General features: G+C 47.7%; 15 protein-coding genes, 1 tRNA gene and 1 pseudogene. 9 read left to right on the top strand and 8 right to left on the bottom strand.

What is annotated here, in order from left to right:
* Window positions 1-128 precede the first annotated feature (128 nt).
* Complete coding sequence (locus FND36_05380) at window positions 129-746, top strand: YwaF family protein (protein ID QDW73521.1); 618 nt, start codon at window positions 129-131, stop codon at window positions 744-746.
* Window positions 747-786: 40 nt separating this feature from the next.
* Here the strand turns inward: FND36_05380 and FND36_05375 are convergent, their stop codons facing one another.
* Both FND36_05375 and FND36_05370 read right to left on the bottom strand, forming a co-directional pair.
* Window positions 787-2,079 carry an HlyC/CorC family transporter gene (locus tag FND36_05375; protein QDW73520.1) on the bottom strand — a complete coding sequence of 431 codons (1,293 nt, stop codon included), beginning with the start codon at window positions 2,077-2,079 and terminating at the stop codon, window positions 787-789.
* Window positions 2,080-2,304: 225 nt separating this feature from the next.
* Window positions 2,305-3,198 carry a DUF4397 domain-containing protein gene (locus tag FND36_05370; protein QDW73519.1) on the bottom strand — a complete coding sequence of 298 codons (894 nt, stop codon included), beginning with the start codon at window positions 3,196-3,198 and terminating at the stop codon, window positions 2,305-2,307.
* A 138-nt stretch (window positions 3,199-3,336) separates the two neighbouring features.
* On the opposite strand from FND36_05370, the gene FND36_05365 reads away from it, so the two are divergent.
* Both FND36_05365 and FND36_05360 read left to right on the top strand, forming a co-directional pair.
* Entirely contained in the window at window positions 3,337-4,821 is a 1,485-nt protein-coding gene (locus FND36_05365) for an ISLre2 family transposase (GenBank protein QDW73518.1), read from the top strand.
* A 177-nt stretch (window positions 4,822-4,998) separates the two neighbouring features.
* The gene (locus FND36_05360; GenBank protein QDW73517.1) at window positions 4,999-5,343 is read left to right on the top strand and encodes a hypothetical protein; all 345 of its coding nucleotides are present in this window, start codon (window positions 4,999-5,001) and stop codon (window positions 5,341-5,343) included.
* A 178-nt stretch (window positions 5,344-5,521) separates the two neighbouring features.
* Here FND36_05360 and FND36_05355 read toward each other — a convergent pair.
* A pseudogene (locus tag FND36_05355) lies at window positions 5,522-6,919 on the bottom strand (IS1182 family transposase).
* 299 nt (window positions 6,920-7,218) lie between these two features.
* On the opposite strand from FND36_05355, the gene FND36_05350 reads away from it, so the two are divergent.
* Window positions 7,219-7,512: a hypothetical protein gene (locus FND36_05350; GenBank protein ID QDW73516.1), complete on the top strand. Its 294-nt coding sequence runs from the start codon at window positions 7,219-7,221 to the stop codon at window positions 7,510-7,512.
* An 89-nt stretch (window positions 7,513-7,601) separates the two neighbouring features.
* Here FND36_05350 and FND36_05345 read toward each other — a convergent pair whose 3' ends face one another.
* Window positions 7,602-8,855, bottom strand: a complete 1,254-nt coding sequence (locus tag FND36_05345) for an amidohydrolase family protein (protein QDW73515.1) — start codon at window positions 8,853-8,855, stop codon at window positions 7,602-7,604.
* Window positions 8,856-9,042: 187 nt separating this feature from the next.
* Here FND36_05345 and FND36_05340 point away from each other — a divergent pair, with 187 nt between their 5' ends.
* From FND36_05340 to FND36_05330, 3 genes are read left to right on the top strand one after another with little or no spacing between them, the layout of a single operon-like run.
* Window positions 9,043-9,633, top strand: a complete 591-nt coding sequence (locus FND36_05340; GenBank protein QDW73514.1) for a TetR/AcrR family transcriptional regulator — start codon at window positions 9,043-9,045, stop codon at window positions 9,631-9,633.
* A gap of 36 nt (window positions 9,634-9,669) precedes the next feature.
* The gene (locus FND36_05335; GenBank protein ID QDW73513.1) at window positions 9,670-10,047 is read left to right on the top strand and encodes a hypothetical protein; all 378 of its coding nucleotides are present in this window, start codon (window positions 9,670-9,672) and stop codon (window positions 10,045-10,047) included.
* Window positions 10,048-10,100: 53 nt separating this feature from the next.
* Window positions 10,101-10,601: a peptide deformylase gene (locus tag FND36_05330; GenBank protein ID QDW73512.1), complete on the top strand. Its 501-nt coding sequence runs from the start codon at window positions 10,101-10,103 to the stop codon at window positions 10,599-10,601.
* Between the two features lie 47 nt (window positions 10,602-10,648).
* Here FND36_05330 and FND36_05325 read toward each other — a convergent pair.
* Window positions 10,649-10,719, bottom strand: a tRNA-Trp gene (locus tag FND36_05325).
* 103 nt (window positions 10,720-10,822) lie between these two features.
* Complete coding sequence (locus tag FND36_05320) at window positions 10,823-11,749, bottom strand: hypothetical protein (protein ID QDW73511.1); 927 nt, start codon at window positions 11,747-11,749, stop codon at window positions 10,823-10,825.
* A gap of 154 nt (window positions 11,750-11,903) precedes the next feature.
* Between FND36_05320 and FND36_05315 the strand changes: the two genes are divergently transcribed.
* A complete protein-coding gene (locus FND36_05315; protein ID QDW73510.1) occupies window positions 11,904-12,602 on the top strand; it encodes a hypothetical protein in 699 nt (232 codons plus the stop codon).
* Window positions 12,603-12,612: 10 nt separating this feature from the next.
* Here the strand turns inward: FND36_05315 and FND36_05310 are convergent, their stop codons facing one another.
* Window positions 12,613-17,337: an AAA family ATPase gene (locus FND36_05310; GenBank protein QDW73509.1), complete on the bottom strand. Its 4,725-nt coding sequence runs from the start codon at window positions 17,335-17,337 to the stop codon at window positions 12,613-12,615.
* 84 nt (window positions 17,338-17,421) lie between these two features.
* On the bottom strand, window positions 17,422-18,078 hold the full coding sequence (locus tag FND36_05305; GenBank protein QDW73508.1) for an ECF transporter S component: 657 nt from the start codon (window positions 18,076-18,078) through the stop codon (window positions 17,422-17,424).
* 250 nt (window positions 18,079-18,328) lie between these two features.
* Here FND36_05305 and coaBC point away from each other — a divergent pair, with 250 nt between their 5' ends.
* Complete coding sequence (gene coaBC / locus FND36_05300) at window positions 18,329-19,537, top strand: bifunctional phosphopantothenoylcysteine decarboxylase/phosphopantothenate--cysteine ligase CoaBC (GenBank protein QDW73507.1); 1,209 nt, start codon at window positions 18,329-18,331, stop codon at window positions 19,535-19,537.
* Window positions 19,538-19,566: the final 29 nt, after the last annotated feature.

Below are 19,566 nucleotides of genomic sequence, written 5' to 3'. Positions count from 1 at the left end.
CACCTCATCTCTTATTGTATGCTGTCTCCCATCCCTCTGCGGGCACAGTATTTGTATTATAGCACATTTATTGCGCCAGGTGTATAATAAATACATTCTAAGACACACTGATATCGAGGCAGTCAATTATGAAAAAACAAAGATATTTCTTCCTGTGCTGCGGACTGGTCCTGCTCGCAAGCGAGATCTGGAAACAGTGGTGTATCACATATCAACTAAATAACGGCGTTTACAACTGGTGGTATTTCCCCTTCCAGCTATGCAGCACGCCCATGTATATCTGTCTCCTTCTTCCTTGGATCAGATCCCCCAGGCTGTATCAGGCTTTCTTGTCTTTCTTGATGGATTTTGGTCTCTTGGGCGGAATCTTTGCTTTCTGCGATACCAGCGGAATGCATTACGGCTGCGCTCCGCTGACCATCCACTCCTACGCCTGGCATTTCGCATTGATCGGGATTGGGCTTTCCGCAGGATATATCCGCAGGAAGAACAAAGATAGGAGCGGGTTCGCCGGCGCCGCTGTCTGCTACCTCACCTGCTGTCTGATCGCCACAGGGCTGAATCTTTTCCTTCATCAATATGGCCCTATCAACATGTTCTACATCAGTCCCTACTATGACATGACACAGAAAATATTCTGTCAAATCGCGGAAACCATTGGAAATACCGGGGGAATCCTATGCTACATCGGGGCATCCCTCACTGGTGGATACGTAATTCATCAGTTGGGGCCGGGGGATTTTTAAAAATCCCCCGGCCCCAACTACAATTCGGAAACAATTCCGATTATTTCAATCTTACGATCGTCTCCTTGATCACATGATTTTCTACATCTCTCACATCAATAGACAATTCTTCTGTTTCTATATGGAATTTTTCCCCATCGCTTGGTATCCGTCCTATTTCTCCGCAGATATAACCGCTGAAAGTATCATAGTCCTCCAGATCTAATTTTATCTTCAACTCTTCCGCTACATCTTCCAGATCCGCGCATCCTTGAATCTTCCAAACTCCTTCATCCAGCTTCTCAATATCTTCCGGTTCTATAGGTTCTTCTAGTTCCCTCAGATCTCCTACCAAGGCTTCCATTAAGTCGTGAAGGGTTATGATCCCGGACAGGCCGCCGTACTCATCTACGATCACCGCGAAATAATTGCGTGTCTGCTTCATCTTCGCAAACAGCACATTGGCCTTCATGATCTCTGGAATAAAAAACGCCTTGTCTACCGCTGAATTCATAACGCTTTCTCTGGATTTATCCTTCAGCCGGAAATAATCTTTCGTATCCAGCACGCCCACAATGTCTTCCTGGCCCTCCCGACAGACAGGATAGTGGGTATGGCGGTTTTCATAAATGATCTTCTCCCACTCTTCCATGTCGTCCTGAAGAGAAAGATAGATCACATCCCGACGTCTTGTACAGATCTGTTCCACAGAAGTATCGTTAAATTCAAATACATTCTGGATGATATCATTTTCCTCCTGGGGGATAATCCCCTTCTCGTTGCCTTCCACCAGAAGCATGCGGATTTCTTCCTCTGTCACAGTGTCCTCGTCCTGATTTGGGTCGATCCCCATCAGCCGCAGGATTCCGTTGGTAGAAGCTGTCAAAAGCCATACCAGCGGAGCCGCCGCCTTAGAAACAAAGGACAGCAGGCCGGACATTCCAAGGGCCATAGCCTCTGTCTTCTTCATAGCGATCCTTTTGGGGACCAATTCCCCAAACACCAGGTTAAAGTAAGTCAGGACCAGCGTGATCACAACCACCGCAATGGAATTCAATACATTCTCCGGAATCGTCACTCCCGCTCTGACCAGAAGATCTGTCAGAGGCCCCGCGAAATTATCCGCCGCAAACGCGCCCCCTAAGAGTCCTGCCAGAGTGATCGCCACCTGGATCGTAGCCAGAAATTTCGCCGGCTGTTCCACCAGCGCAAACAGCTTCATCGCCCGTTTATCCTTCTCCTCCGCCATCATCTTTAATTTCGTTTCACTCATGGAGATCACCGCGATCTCCGCGCTCGCAAAGGTTGCATTCAGGAAAATCAATACAACCTGCAACAGAATTGAACCTATCATAATTTTCTTTCTTCCTCCATTTTCTATGTTTGATCAAAATAGACGCAAAAAGGTACAGCCTATATTCGTATCCGAGTACAGGCTATACCTCTGTATAAACAATATAAATACATACAACAGACTGTTTCAGTGTCGTCTTCGGCACTCTCGTCCATGGAAAATTTCACACTCCCGATTCTAAACTGATCAAGAAGTACAATACCATAAACAAGCGTTATTGTCAACCTATCCCTCCAGCCTGGAATAGTTCTCGCCGAAAATCCCCTCAAGAGGCGGCGTTCCGTAAGCATTTCCAATAATATACATAGTATATGCCCGATCCGCCTGGATCTGCTGTCTTACATGGAATATCATAATGCCGCTGATAGCATCCGTCACCACAAACTCTTGATTGCCGCTGAGGACCCTTTTATATGTGGACACCGTTTTAAAGGTAAGGTCTTCAAACCGCACCTCTCCTTTTTGCGCCGACACATCCAGCGTCTGGGCGTTATAAGACAGATTCGCCACCCGCACGCAGGAAGTCCTCTGATAGCGGTCCGCGCAGGAATAATCTGTCATCAGATACATCGAGGGCCCATTTACCCCATTTACAAACGCCGCTGTGTACGTTTCATTTTCCGCAAGCAGAAACGTATCAACAGACAGCAGGCTGCCCTGATTCATCCCGTCCATCACACGGATGTCCCGAAACCCTGAGCGTTCAATAAAGTAGGACGTCAGTTCTCCATAGCCAAGGCTGTTTACCATCCTTTGATTTCCCAAGGAAATATGGATCCTGTCATATCCTACCGCCGCATTCAGAAACCGGATAGTGCAATACCTTCTCCGGTTTCCCTGGGGACTGGGCAGGATCGGGATCGGGTAAATGGTAATGGGCGGCCACTGTCCGGTTCCAGTTCCTCCATTTCCCGGCAAAGACGGCGTACTGTCCGCAGGCGGACGCTGGGGGGCGGGGGGCTTCCCTGGCAGGGACGGCGTTGGAAACGGATTGTCTGGATCTGGATAAGGAGAGGCGGGCACATCCTCCTGCGGATCTGTTTCCGGGATTCCCATATCTGGATATTCAGGAAGGATCATAATATCCTCCCCTTCTCTGGTTCTCTCATTGTCAGGCATAATCAAAGCTGCTCCCTTCGATACGATACTACCTTCAATATATGTGAGTATTTCCAAAAGGTGATTCCCTTCGTTGGAGTAAAGAAATAGTCAGTTGACAAAAAATAAATGAAAAGAGTATTGGTTCCTTGAGGTATAATGATTTCGACGAAAAAAACAAAAACCGAAAGGAGTCCAATACTCATGGATATTATAACATTAATCAATACTCTTGTCAGTGGTTTACTTAATGCGGAAGAGAAATTTCTGGAACACCTGGATTCATTTACCACTTTTGAGGAAACGGTCAGCAGTCTGAGTAATCAGATGGCGGCAGATTTTATCGGTCTGGCACTGACGAATGCCGACCAGATGATCCGTGACAGCGGGATACGCAAGGACAATTATACTGTGCAGCGGAGCAGACAGAGGACATTGATCTCCATTGTAGGAGATATTACCTTTACGCATACCCTGTATAAAGACCAGACAGGAAAGATCCGGTGCCTCCTGGATGAACTGATGCACCTGCCGGATAGAGAAAGATTTACAGCAGCGGCAGAAGCAAAGCTTTTGAATGAAGCGGAAGTCCATTCTTACCAGCATGCCGCGGAATCAATAAAGACAAATGGGCAGACGATCACAAAGACGACGGTAATGAACAAAGTCCACTCCATCGAAAAAGAGATCCCGGAGATGGAAGAACCGCCAAAGGAAAAGAAGGCCTGCGAATACCTTTATATCGAAGCGGATGAGGATCATATCCATCGGCAGAAAGATGGATATGAACAGGGATGCTTTATCGGCAAGCTGGTCTATCTCTTTGAAGGAAAAGAAGAGATCTGCAATGGCAGGAGAAAGCTGATCTCACCGTTCTATTTTGGAGGACTTTATGCGGGATCGGATCAGAATGCCGCCCTGTGGGAATCTGTAGATGCTTATATCCGGCGGCACTATGATCTGGACGTACTGAAATGTGTTTATATCAACAGCGATGGCGGGAGCTGGATCCGTGCGGCTGCCAACTATGTAGGTAAAAGCAGACTCGTGGCAGACCGGTTTCATCTGATGAAATATATCAACCGGGTAGCCGGGTATATGCTGGATGAAGAAGGGGTCACAAAAGGACGGTTCTATAAGTATATTTATAAAAATAAGCTTCTGGCAGCCAAAAAGCTCCTGACCCGGATCCGGAACCATTGTGAAGGGAGCGACCGCGCGGTAGAAGACTGCAGGACGTATCTTGTTGGAAACTGGGAGTATATCCAGAGGGCATTCCATGATAAGCATGTGCTGGGATGCAGCGCGGAAGGACATGTGAGCAGCGTTTTATCTGAGCGGATGAGTTCAAGACCTATGGGATGGAGTGAGACGGGTTCAGACCGGATGTGCAAGCTGCGTTGTTTTATCCGTAATTATGGACGGGAAAAAGTGATTGACCTTGTGAATTACCGAAGGAAGCGGGAGCTGGAAACATGTGCGGCAACAGGGACAGACGGAATGATCGATGAACCACAGAGGAAAAAGTATACAACGAAACAGAGAGAGGTACAGCGGTATGCGGAGGCTTTGCATGGGACTCTGGCTGGAAATTCCACCGTACGTAAGATCCTTGCCATCCGGGAACAGATCGGGAATCTATAATCTTGAAAAAAAGAAACGCCAGTTGTATGATTAAGAAAACAAGTCTGAAGTCACATCATTTTGGGGACGATCTTTTTCATTTCAACTGACAATTCGTTTACTTCATCATTCCCTTCAGGCGCCTTGCTTTTCTATTCTATTTCTGCTACTGTGTAACTAGAAAAGGAGGTCATACATATGCTGACAGAACATTTATTGACACTTTCCGGCTTTATCTATGAAATCAGCGGGCGCTATTACTATATGGGAAAATGGATCTGCAAACCATGTACCGATACTGATGCCGCCGACAGCGTGACCATGTACCAGATGTGCCGCCAGGGCCAGGAAGAGCCCGATACGAATATGTATTTCCAGAAAATCCGGGCCTACAGCGATTTTGCTCTGGAAGTACCCTATAATCCAGAGAAGATCCGCCAGGATCTGACCGCCATTGAAGAAAACCTTACCGAGGCTGAGCGGGATTCTCTGGAAACCCAGATCCGGCATTTTGAAGAAGATATGGCAAAATACTGCGGATAGTCAGTTGGGGCCGGGGGATTTTTAAAAATCCCCCGGCCCCAACTCAGACTGTAGACAAAGTTGGTGCTGGAGCCTAGCTCCAGCACCACTCTTTTTGCCAAAATGCCAACTCCCATATTTTTTTATAAAAGATAAAAAAGAATCCTGATTTTTTGTCCTGCCTTTCCCTTACATCCAGAATCTTTGCCAGCTTTTTCAGATTCATGCACGCAAAGGTCAGCCCGGCTTTCATTCTCATTCGGGCGTTGCCGATGTATTGTGTGTATCGAAATCCATGCTGTTCTTTTGCACTTCCGAACAATCTCTCAATGGTTTCTTTTCTCAACATATAGATCTCTTTGTTCCCGAGAGTATAGCGGATATCCTCACTGGTTTCCAGATACTCTTCCCAAATGTGGCGGGAGATCGTTTTTTCATGCTCTTTGCTTTCTGTACAGTTGCAAAGGTAAGGGCAGTTTTTACAGATGCTTTTATCGCTCTTGTATTCTTTGTACCCTTCCCGGTTCGTTGTCCGATAAGTAAGGATCTGATCCGCCGGACAGATATAGCAGTCATAGTACTCATCGTAGACATACTCATATTTCTTGAAGAATCCATCTTTTGTCATGGGCCTTTTATACGGAAACAGGGGCTGTATCCCGTCTTTTAACAATTCTCGGGCGATTGCTGGAGTCTTATATCCGGCATCCAATACCATCATCTCCATATCCAGGTCTTTCAACTTGTCGTACAAAGGCTTCCATGTCCTGCTGTCATGTTCATTCCCTGGATGCACAGTATAACCTAAGATCCACCCGTGCTTGTCACATGCAGTCTCTATGTTGTATGCAAAAACATGTTTATGTTCGCCTTTTCGGAACCACCCGCTTTCCGGATCTGAAGTACTGCATTTTTGCGTTTTGGCTCCTTCCGGGATCTCGTCTGAAGAACCGCTTTCACCAGAAGTGCCGCTACCCGCTGCAGGCGGTGTAGTTGAATCATCCTTTTTTTCTTTTAAAGGTTTCTTTCCATGATTTTTGCGGTCTTCATTGATTTCTTTTTTTAACTCCTCCTCATACCATAGAGCTTCTTGAGATGCAATCCTCTTTCGCCTCTTTTTGCTGTTCGCACAGGCTTTTACATGGGTAGAATCCACAAACACGGTAGACGTATCTACCAGATGAAACTTCATACATTGTTCGAGGATATGGGAAAAGATCTGTTCAAACAGTTCCGTATCCTTAAAACGCCGGGTATAGTTTTTCCCAAAAGTAGAAAAGTGAGGAACTGGATCCAGCATATCCAGACCGAGAAACCAACGATACGCTACATTCACTTCGATTTCTTTGATCGTCTGGCGCATACTTTTAATCCCATAGAGATACTGGATAAAAGGGATTTTGATCAGCATCACCGGATCCATGCTCGGCCTTCCGTTATCTGCACAATACTTGTCTTCTACAAGATCGTAAATAAAGTTCCAGTCAATTGCCCGGTCAATCTTTCGGAGCATGTGATCCTTTGGCACCATGTCATCCATGCTGAACAGCATCATTTGTTCTCTTTTTTTATCGGAATCTCTTGTCATCATAAGCAGGCCCTCCTTATAGGATAATTATACCATGTGCAGAGAACGCACCGCTTAACTTTCGAGTTGATAAGTAGGGGATTTTTCTTGATAAAAACCGGAAGAATCATTGAAATGTTGATAACTACAATAGAAAAGCTCCGGTGTAAACCGGGGACTTTGTCTACAGTCTGAGTTGGGGCCGGGGGATTTTTAAAAATCCCCCGGCCCCAACTCAAAAAAATTAAAATTCTAATCTTCTTTTAATCTTTGCTGTATATACTACACACATAGCAAACAAAACAAGTCGTTAAAGGAGGAACTTATATATGTCAAAGAAAAAAATCATCGGAATCACCGCGGCGGCGGTTATTGCAGTTATCATTATTGCCGTGGGAGCCATCTTCTTCCTGCGGGCTACCCCGTCAGAAGCCAGAGAAACGGCTCTGGCCCAGACCGGCGGCGGAGAGATCGTCTCGGAATCCATCAGCAGTGAGGGACTCTGGAACGAGTACGACTTTGTCATCGAAAATGGAGATACCTGGTATGAGATCGAGGTCAGCGGCTTTGGAAACGTAACAGAGATAGTATCCGGAACCGGCCAAAGGCCTTTGGACGATTGATATTACCTACATTATGACAAACTGCAGGGATCTTGCCGGCGAACATCGCTCCGACAGATCCCTGTTCCTTTTATTAAGAGAGTCATCTCTTAATCCATGTTTTGATATGCCGCTTCGTATACCGTTCCCTCTTTCATCACAAAATTACATTCTTTTAACGCCAAAGGATCGGTCAGAAGATCTCTGTGCCAGCCGGCAAGATCCGCCTCTTTTCCAGGTTCTATCGTCCCGATCTTATCTTCCATTCCCAGAATCCCGGCATTTACACTGGTGGCGGCTTTCAAGATCCGGTAGGGATCCATTCCGGACCGCATCCAGCTTTCATATTCATGCCAGCTTTCATAGCACTGATCCACTGCCACCAGGTCGGTTCCATATCCCAGACGGATCTTACTGTCAATGATGATCTGCCGGCTTTCTTTCAGCCGCTTTCCGTATATTTCCAGTTTCCTGCGGAACTGGGGACTCTTCTTCTTCAAGCTTTCTTCATCTCCGGCAATAATGTCGTCATAGGGTACAAAAGTAGGAACCAGGTAGGTATCCGTCCGCTCAAATCTCCGTGCCGTTTCCTCATCCATCAATGCCCCGTGTTCCATTCCGGTGATCCCATAATCCATCAGTTTGTTCATCAGCTCCGGCGCGTATACATGGGCCGTCACCGGCTTATGGAGCGCCTTTGCTGTAGAAATGACCGCCTCGATCTCCTCATCACACATCTGCTGGTCCTCTGGTCCGTCATTGGGAGTGGAAAAGCCGCCGGATAAAAATAATTTGATAAAATCCGCTCCAAATTTCACTTCATTTCTTACCGCGTTCCGGAAGAAATCCGCTCCCGTCCCAACATTGATCCCCTGAGTCAGCAAAGCGTATTGGGGATTGCCTGAAAAGGACTGCCCGCTGTCCGCATGACTCCCCGGAGTCCCCAGCATGTGACAGGCAATGCACAGTCTGGAACCTTTAAACGCTCCCCGCTGGATCATCTGTTTTACATCCGCGATCCCGTAATCCCTTGCGGAAGCAGAATGACAGCGGATGGTCGTAAATCCCCGTTCAAGAGATCTCTGGGCCGTGTGCAGATGGGACAGTGTATAGAACGCATCCGACCGGAATGGGATATTCTTCCAGTATTCACGCCAGTCAAGAATATCCGAATGGATATGGGCATCGATCATCCCCGGCGTAACCGTCAGATGAGACAGATCGATCACCTCTTCGCCTCCGCGATAGAGGTCCTTTCCCACCTCCACGATCTGATTCCCTTCCACTATGATCTCCTGTCCTTCCAAAAGTTCTTCGTGAATTCCGTCAAACAGCTTACCACATCGAATCCATTTCCTGCTCATAAGTTTCCTCCTTTCGAGCACAAACCGCACTACAAACTATAGTCTGTTTTAAAAATCATAAACTCTTTCTTATTTTTTGTCAACTCTTTTGTTTTCACAAAATATTCTGTCTATTGCACTTCATCTATTGTATATTTCTATTTCTCTGTGCTATAATTTTTTCATCATTTACCGGAGGTATCAGAAAATGACTTCAAATAAATCGCTGAAAGACCGGCTCATACAGACCGCAATGAATCTGTTCGCGCAGAAAAGTTATAACGAAGTGACGGTAGACGAGATCATACAGGCCGCCGGAACTTCAAAAGGCGGGTTTTATTATTATTTTAAATCGAAAGAAGAATTACTGCTCTACTGGCTTCCTCATATAGAAGAACTCTATGTAAACTGGTATGAAAATAGTGACAAGTCCCTTCCCGCCGACCAGCAGCTGGTCAATTTCTGCCGCTACTCTCTCAGAACGACCGAATGTGAGACCAGCCCCGCAATGCTTTCAGAGATCTACTCCGCGCAGCTAAAAATCTCACACAAAGAACGTCTTATCCACGTACAGAGAAACCTATACGTAATCTTAGCCGATATCGCCAGGATCGGCCAGGAAAGGGGAGAACTTAGCAGAGAAGATTCCTACAAGACCATCAGCAGGATCCTGGTCACCGCAATAAGGGGCAGCATGTATGAATGGTGTCTGAGCAACGGCGCCAGCTCTCTGGAAGAATCCGGGATAAAAATCATTGAACATCTGGTCTCTTCTTTTAAGCAGAAATCCGATGTATAATGTATATAAAAATGAGTGAAAGCTGGAGGGTATATCATGATCGTATTTTGGATAATCGGAAGTTTATTTCTATTGGTCGGATTGATCGTCTGTGTTCCCACATTTATGAAATTTTCAAAATGTAAGGGACATACGACTGGAAAGATCATAGGTATTGAGAATTCATCTAATAATGCCAGAGCCATATATGAATACCGCATCGGCGGCAACAGTTATACGAATAAGACGAATTGGACTTCAAACTGTATCTTTACGGTAGGCGGCGACTGCCATGTCCTTTATTGTGAGAAAGATCCCAATTGCTCTTATATCAAAATGAGTGGACAGTATATCCGCTGCATCGTGGGTACACTTTTTGCAATTCTTGGAATTGTGATATTGATACTGGGCGCATTTTTAAGCAGCGTCCTGTGATCCAAATTCCAGCCTGCGGATCATGAATTGTAATTTACTAAGGAGGACATAGTATGAAACGAGAAATTCTGCTGTTGGGAAACCCTGAATTATATGAAGTATCCCAAGAAGTAAAACGGGAAGAACTGGAACAGCTGCGCCCCGTTTTTACAGATATGTTTGACTGTATCAGGGGTATCCAGAAAGAATACGGGTTTGGCCGGGCGATTGCGGCGCCCCAAATAGGCATAAAAAAGCGGCTCATCTGCATTTTAACAGACAAGCCTTATGTGATCATCAATCCGCATTTGGAATTTATCGGAGAGGAACGCATGGAACTGCTGGACGACTGCATGTCATTTCCCAACCTGTTGGTCCGGGTCAGCCGTTACCGTCACTGCATTTTACGTTATCTGGATGAAAATTGGGAAGAACAAGAAATGCGTATGGATGATGATATGTCTGAACTCATCCAGCACGAATACGATCATCTTGACGGAATTTTGGCGACTATGCGCGCGATCGACAGCAAATCATTCATCCTAAAAAACAGCCAGCAGGAATTTCAAAAATAAAAAAAACACCGGAGCCCTTGAATTTCAAGGCTTCCGGCTTTTTCAAGCAGGGGATGAGAGAATCGAACTCCCGCCAAAGGTTTTGGAGACCCCTATCATACCACTTGACCAATCCCCTGTATGCACTTGTGCACTAGATATTTATACCATATTCCCCTAGGATTTGTCAATTCCAAAATTCATTTTTCCGGTGCCTTTTTCCCAAACATAAAATCTGTTTTCTAAAGGCTGACGATCACGCCCCCCAGCATGGCCATACAGGTCAGCAGAACGATCAAAAGAAACCCTCCCAGAAGTACAAACCTCAGGATTGCAAATGGCACATTCACCACCTCGACCCATTTTGGGCGCAAATAGATTCTCTTTGTACGCCGATGCCGGTAAATGGGATAGTACGCTCCCGGCTGGTAATCTCCAATCTTGTAGTTCTTAGGACCTCTCCAGTACTGTATCCCCTCCAAGCCCCTATAGGTGAATACCGGATAGAACATACCCTCATTACTATCATACGCCTCGAAAATAATCACTATACATTTTGCCTGTATTTCTTCCAGTCTTCCAAAAGCTTCCCATACTTTAAATAGAAATGGCCCGAAAATCGGCCCAAATCCATAAGGAATCAAAAAAATGCCAAAGGCGATCCCGGCTAGAATTCCCAACAAAGCAAGCGATCCATAGAACAACTGTCCTACTATATTGGGATCATCATAGCGAAAACTTCCCAGCATTTGACTGAACTTGGGCCCTCCGACCGCCAGAGCGATCCCGGTGCAAATTGAAAACACAGCTCCTGGAAAGAGCAAAAGCCAGTAAGGTCTTGTCCTTTTCCAAATCTTCCAGCGTCCATCCTTTGGCCAGAACAAAATCTGGATCTGCCGCTGCGTAGGCGGCGGCGCGGACAAAAGGCCGCGGTACTCTTTGGTTTCTCTGTATTCTCTTCCATTCCAGACAAAGCAAAGTCTCACGGAGACACTGCACTGATTCTCTTCGATCACACCGCTTCCTTCATTCTGTACGTGATATTTTATCTCTTCCACTTTCGCGTCCAGCCGGACACTCCTTCCCCATTTTGGATTCTGCCCTGCACACCAGAATCCAAGAAGCAGACACCCGATTCCCGCCAGAATCCAGACACATACCCATGCCATGCAAAACGCCTCCTTCCCTGAGGATCCATTTCCTCATCTTTTATTGTATCCCCGCCTTCACAAGAGGGAAATCTTTCTTCCGTAAAATATTTGTGATTTCCTTGTAAAGTGTTATGATAGAGAGAAAGAACCAGAAAGGAGAAGGGAATCCAGCATGAACTCTTGGAATTACCCACAATGGAACGCGTATTTTGAACATAATTCCCAGCACCGCTTAAAGATTGACTTTTCCCAGGAACCAACCCTTACCAAAACAGAAAAAGCTCTCATCTTTCCTTCGATCCGGGCCTTTCAAAAAGGGGAAGGTTCCGATGGAAGACACCTGTTAGAGACTGTAGAACGCTTTGCCAAAGAAATCCGGGAGCCAGCCTATGCTTGTGCCATGCAGTGGTTTGTCCGGGAAGAGAACTGGCACTCTGCCTATCTGCGCCAGTATATGGATTTCTACAGCGTCAGGCCTCTGAAGCGGACACTGTTGGACTCTATCTTCCGGCTGCTTAGGAAAACAGGCGGATTAAAAGGCGAGATCATGGTCCTGGTAACCGCGGAAATGATCGCCCTGTGCTATTACGACGCCCTCTCCCGCGCTGTGGACTCTCCCGCCTTAAGGAGCATCTGCGCCCAGATGCTCCACGATGAGACCCGGCATATCCGGTTCCAGTCTTATACACTCAGCCGGCTTGGGCTTTGCCGGCCCCACTTTCTGCTGCGGATCCTGCTTATGGAAGCTTCTTCCGTCTTTGTATGGCTTGCTTTCCGCAAGGTTTTCCGGACTGGCGGCTATTCCTTTATCCGATTTCTTCGCAAAAATATGGACTGCCTGAGGCAGTCCATGAACAGTCACAAAGGGTAGCGGCTGGCCGCTACCCTTCTTTTACACCATCTGGAATATCTCTTTCATCGATCACCGCGATCGATTCCAGCGTATAATTCTGGGCATGTATTGTGATCGTCTGCTGTACCGCCCGGTCTACAAACCGGCCGTTTCCAAAATTTTTCCTATGACGGGATTCCTGCATGAGGGTTTTCACCTTTTCTTCTGCTTTCTCCGTCACAGTGAATCCGTTTGCTTCCATTTTTTTCACGAATATCTTGCACAGCTCTTCTGCCGTGTAATCCTCAAAATGGAACGTAAAACCGATTCTGGAGGCTATTCCAGGATTCGCGTCTACAAACTCTTCCATTTCCTCCTTATAACCAGCAAAGATTACGATCAGGTCTTCTTTATGGTCCTCCATGGCTTTGATGAGCGCCGCGATCGCTTCCCCGCCAAAATCCGATTCGGTCTTTGGCGTCAGGGTATAGGCTTCATCGATAAACAGGATCCCTCCCATGGCCTTTTCAACGACTTCTCCCACTTTCAGCGCCGTCTGGCCCACATATCCGGCGATCAGATCTTTTCGCTCCGCTTCTACCAGTTTCTTTTCTTTGATGATACCGATATCGTACAATTTCCCCGCTATGATCCTGGCAATCGTTGTTTTCCCGGTTCCCGGATTCCCGGTAAAGATCATATGCATATTAGCGGACGGAACATTCAGGCCGTGCTCCTTTGCGAGAATGCCAAAATTGACCAGCGCTTCCAACTCCTTCATCTTTTCTTTCACGCCGCTCAGTCCCACAATGCGGTCAAGTTCTGTGGATTTTTCCATCTTTTTCCCAGTATTGGTCAGATCTGTGATTTCCGGAATATCCTCCCCATCGATCACGGTCAGATTGGCCTGGTCCGGCCGGACGTGCCCGGAATGGATCAGGAACGTTTCCTGTACCATCTTGCCTACAAACCTTCCATTTCCAAAATTCTTCTTTCCTGAGAAGTATTCCATCACAATCTCAACCTTTTCCAAGGCCTGGCCAGTAACGGCAAATCCCGCTTTTTCCATCTGTGTCCGGTACATTTCCGCCAGCTCAGAGGGCGTATAATCCGGAAAGTCAAACACATTTCCAATCCTGGAAGCAATCCCCGGATTGGTGTTGACAAACTGGCGCATCTCCTCTTGATATCCGGCAAAGATCACGATCAAGTCATTTTTGTGATCTTCCATGGCTTTCAAAAGCGTGGCGATCGCTTCCCCGCCAAAATCATTCTCCGATGTGGGCGTAAGGGTATACGCCTCGTCAATAAACAAGCCCCCGCCTAAGGCCCGCTCGATCACTTCTGCCGTTTTAGCGCCGGTCTGCCCTACATATCCCGCCACCAGATCTTTGCGCTCCGCCTCTACCAGTTTATTTTCTTTGATCACTCCAATATCATACAGCAGTTCCACCATGACTCTGGCAATCGCCGTCTTGCCAGTTCCAGGATTTCCGGTAAAGATCATATGCATATTCCCGGCAGGGATCGAAGCCCCGGCGGCTTTTGCCATCTGCTGGAATTCTGCAAACCGGGCAAACTGCCGGACTTTCTCTTTCACAGGCTCCATCCCGATAAACGCCGCAAGCTGTTCTTCATAGTTTTTATGCTCCACCACATCGGTAGAGATCAGTTCTTCAATCTCAGGAATATCTTCTGGCCGGATCTTCCGCAGGGCCGCGTTTTCCACTTCTGCGGAGGCGTGTTTTATGATCACGCGCTGGATCAGCTTATCAACAAACCGGCCGTTTCCATAGTTTTTCTTCTCCCGGAAATAAGCGCAGATGTCCCGGACCTGGTCCAAGATCTCTGGCCCGTAGATAAATCCCGCCTTTTTCATCTTCCTATCAAAGATCTGGGTCAGTTCTTCTGCCGTATAATCTTCAAAATCAAACGTATAGCCAATCCTGGACGCAATGCCTGGATTGATATTCAGGAAGTCCTGCATCTCCTTTGCGTACCCGGCAAAAATGACCACAAACCGGTCCTTGTAATCTTCCATTGCCTTGATCAGCGTGGCAATGACTTCTTTTCCGTGGGCATCATCTCCGATAGAATATGCTTCGTCAATGAACAAGACCCCGCCCATAGCCTTGCTGATCACTCCGCCGGTTTTCCCCGCGGAATCCCCGATATAAGGGGATTTTAAGTCTTTTGCTTCTACCTCGGTAAGCCGGTTTTCCTTTACGATCCCTAGGTCAAACAGCATCTGGGCGATCACCCTGGCGATCATGGTCTTTCCAGTCCCCGGATTTCCGGTAAAGATCATATGCATATTGCTGTCCGGCAGATGCATACCATCCATCTGGGCCCGCTTCATAAACATGGCGTAGGCCTCGAATTCGCAGGTCTTTTTCTTCACATTTTCCATGCCGATCACAGATTCCAGCATTTCTTCCGCCGATTGTTTCCGGTAGACATCCGGCGGGAGGCAGAGTTCCTTTTGGTTATTCGCGTAATCCGCCAAATAATCCGCCAACTCCTGATTCCCCAAGGGAAGAAACCTGCGGTTCAAGGCAATATAATCCAGGAAACGATTCTTGAACCCTTCTGTAAGCTGGCTCTTTAAGCGTTCCGACAGCTTCCTTACAAACGCCTCATACATTTTCACCGGCGTCAGGTTTACGATCGGGATCACATTATTCTCGAACAAAAACCGGATCTTGGGACTTAATTCCAGGAACCGTTCCACATATTTTTCTTCACCGATGACCACGATGTAAGTCTGGGGCTGGTATCTTCCCAGCAGCTTGATCAGATGGGATACCTTGGAGCTGTCCCCATCTTCTGCCTTTGCGCTGTTATAGAGAAATTCCTTCAAATCTGTAAGCACATACAGTTTCCGCGGCTCAAAATCGGAGTAGACCACGAACTGGTCCTCCGCCGCTCCGCAACCTAGGTCATACATGGCCCGGTAGCTTAAGATGGAGGCCATATCATCAAATGTATGTATCTCATATTCGGAACTATTGATCTTCCCTTTCTGTGCCAGTAATCTGGCAATCTGCTCCACGATCCGTCTCTTTCCTACGCCCCGTTCTCCCTGGATCACGCAGTAGAGTCCGCTTTCTTTCTCATTTTCCGCGATCGCCAGCACTTTCTCCAGCTTTGGGATTTCCTCGGCGGCGCTGTCAAAGGCCCTCGCTGTCGTCAGTCTTTGACTGGCAAGTTTCCTCTGATAATCCGTATATCGTCCGGTCCTTCTCAGATAATCAATATACCCCGCCAAGACCACATATGCTTTTAACGGCTCAAAGTTTGCGCTGAAATCATAGAGATAACAGGACATTCTCTGGGTCCGATCGATCTTCTCTTCCAAAACTTCCTGTTTAAGCATTTTCAGGTCATCGGAAGTTCTATTAACGATCCCCTGTACCGTTTCGATCCGGAAACTGCGATTTCCTTCCCCATCATCCGCCATTCCCCGGTACAGGGACACATAATTCCGCTCCTGCAGAAGCTCCGCGGCCTCAAACAGCTCTTCCGGCTGGTCCAGGAACAAGTCGTCCGGCAGGATAAATTGATATTCTGTCTGCATTTTGGATTCCGCGTTTTTCTGATTCTGCCGGAACCATTCCCTGTCCTCCCGGATCACGTTCTCCTTTCCGCAGTCCAAGAGATATTTGATATAGCCTGCGTAAAAATACACGCAGCGATTGATGCAGCGGTCACAGGCCCCGCCGGAAAGACGGGTCTGTAAGGACCGTGTGACTGGAATCGTGAATTCCATATCCTTTTCCTGTCCTTCTTTGATCCCCGCTGCCGCTGACGCGATCCGGCAGGTGGTCACTTCGTCTTCCCCGTCAAAGCCGCAGATGAGACCGCTGGCCGAGATTTTCACACGATTTTCTTCCGTCAGTTCCTTCTCCACCTCTATCTGTCCCTGCCGGGCAAGCTGCAAGGCCAGGCAGTACCGGCTTTCGTCTACCACCTTCAGCCCCTGTTCCGGCTGCCAGGTAAATTGGTACTCCCCGCAGGGCTTCCGGTATGCCTCCCGCCTTTTTGCCCGCTCTTCCAAAAGGGGAGCCAACATCTCCTGGTTGGCCGCATACTCCAAATATCCGCATAAGTCCAGGATACAGTCGCTTCCCAGATAACAGCCTGGATTTCCGCAGATGATCCCCACCCTGCTGGACCCGGTTCTGCAGAACGCCCATTCTTTATGGTCTTCCCCCTGGCCGTCAAAGAATTCTTTATGCATTTCCTCTGCCAGTCTTTCCAGAGTCATATCTGCTCCGCAAGGGCAGATCCGCCCTTCGATCCGGATCTGATCCTCTTCCTCCAGATATTCCACTTTCTTGATGTAGCGGCACAGGACCAGTTGGATGGCAGATTCCATGACCTGGTCTCCAAAATCCCACAGCTGCTCCACAGATGGCTGCCAGGTAAACTCATACCGCGGACGGCCAAGTGTTCTGCCAACTGCCAGGATCTCTCCGTTTTCATCCTGATACCGCAGGGCTTCCGGTCTGGTGAGCCCAAGATACAGAATCTCATAAGCATCTGACCAGTGATAAATATGGTCAAAGCTTTGCATCCGCTTCAGAAAGGTATTATAAAAGGTAATCCGGATTCCTTCCATCCCCCGGTTTCCGATGAAAAAGCCGATCGACTGGTAAGAGGGATCTCTCCCATTGACGATCGTGTATTGGTAACATTCCCAAGCTGTCTGCTGCACTTCAAATTCTCCTATGGATTCTCGGATTCCTTTTTCAAAAGCGCTTTTATTGAACATCGTTCCCTTCCTTCTTTCCTCTTATTACAAAAAACAGCAGGGCATCTATCTTTCCTCCTAGATACCCCGCTGTTATGGTTCTCTTTATCGGATCATCTGGCTGCTGACCATACCAATGTTCATCTTCTTAAACACCTGGATCAGCACTTTCCCAAGGGCCAGTACCAGCACCGCCGCCGCAATCGCTTCCGGTATGCCGGATGCTGTCACCGTTCCCATGATCAGTCCCCACACTGCCGTAACTCCTACGTCTCTGGCCTGGGCATACTGCTGGGCAAACAAAAGATAAATACTTCCCATGACTGTGACCGTATTCACCATAGAGCCAACAAATCCAGTAAGCAAAAGCCCTATACTCTGATTCACCTTCAGACGCATCCACAGTTTCCAGAGCCAGCCTGCTGCTACTCCGATCAGGATCCTGCAGCCTACAGAGATCCAGATTGCTTTCAGCGCTCCCGGCAGTCCGCTGGTGCTCATAAATGGGGAGAACGCGAAAGATAAAAGAGTCGGCGCCATAGTATTACTGATCAAAGAACAGATACCAAACACCGCTCCCAGGATCGCTCCCGCCCCAGGGCCTAACAAAATCGCTCCAATGATCACCGGAATGTGTACAGTTGTCGCCTTAATGATCGGCAGTTGGATCATCCCAAGAGGCGTATTCGCCAGGACGATGACGATGGCTGCCATAAGTGCGACACTGACCATCCAGCGTGTGTCGTGTCTCTTCGTCTTCATTATTCAATTCCTCCTTGTTATCATTCCCGCTTCTGCGGGATACAATACAATTACGGAATCATTATAGCACTCTGATTTGGGAGAAACAAGCGCTTTCTCTATTTCATAGAACAGATGGTTCCTATCAAAAATCCCGTTGATACGCACTGTATAAGGCTTGCAAGATTTTTCAAAACACGCTATAGTGAAATCTAGAAAATGATAAAAAGCCACGGGGTTTCCTCGAAGCTCTCAAGAAAGGAATCTATCTATGTCAAATCATAAAATATTAGAAGGCAAAACCGTCCTTCTGGGCGTGACCGGAGGCATTGCCGCCTACAAAAGCGCCTCTCTTGCCAGCCTGCTGGTGAAGGCCGGCGCCCAGGTACACGTCATCATGACGGAACATGCCAAAAACTTTATCAATCCTATCACCTTTGAGTCATTGACCAGCCACAAATGTATTGTCGATACTTTTGACCGGAATTTTGAATTCAACATTGCCCACGTATCCCTGGCCCAGGCGGCAGACGCTGTCATTGCAGCTCCCGCCACTGCCAATGTGATCGCCAAGCTGGCTCACGGGATCGCGGACGACATGCTGACTACTACCATACTGGCCAGCGAGGCTCCCAAGATCATTGCCCCCGCCATGAATACCAAAATGTATGAAAATCCCATTACCCAGGATAATCTGGCGCTGCTTAGGAAATACGGTTTTGAGATCGCGGGCCCTGCCAGCGGACGGCTGGCCTGCGGCGATGTAGGCGCCGGGAAAATGCCGGAGCCGGAAACCCTGATCCAATACGTTTACAAAGCCTGCGCCCATGCTAAGGATATGGCTGGCATGAATGTGCTGGTCACCGCGGGGCCCACCCAGGAGGCCATTGATCCGGTGCGGTATATTTCCAACCACTCCTCCGGCAAGATGGGCTACAGCCTGGCAAGAGCCTGTATGCTGCGGGGCGCCAACGTCACCCTGGTCACCGGGAAGACCAGCCTGAAGCCCCCTTTATTTGTAGAGACCGTGCCGGTCACCTCCGCCAAAGATATGTACGATGCGGTCACATCCAGAAGCCAGGATATGGACCTGATCATCAAAGCAGCCGCCGTCGCCGATTACCGGCCGGCCCATGTCTCCGATGAAAAGGTGAAAAAAGCAGATGAAGATCTGTCCATTCCTCTGGAACGCACCGACGATATCTTACAATATCTGGGGGAGCACAAGCCAGACGGACAATTCTTATGCGGATTCTCCATGGAAACCCAGAATATGCTGGAGAATTCCCGCAAAAAGCTGGAGAAAAAACATCTGGACATGATCATCGCCAATAATCTGAAAGAAACGGGCGCGGGATTCGGAACCGATACCAATATCGTCACACTGATCACTAAGGAATCAGAAATCCAGCTTCCCATCATGTCAAAAGAAGAAGTATCTTTCGTGATCCTGGATAACATCCTTGCACTCATCAATTAGGGACAGGGCTTTTTTAATTAGGGCCGGGG

The organism is Lachnospiraceae bacterium KGMB03038, assembly GCA_007361935.1.
Taxonomy (GTDB): domain Bacteria; phylum Bacillota; class Clostridia; order Lachnospirales; family Lachnospiraceae; genus Massilistercora.
Note: the sequence above shows the minus strand (reverse complement) of the source record. Positions and strands in the feature narration are given on the sequence as shown.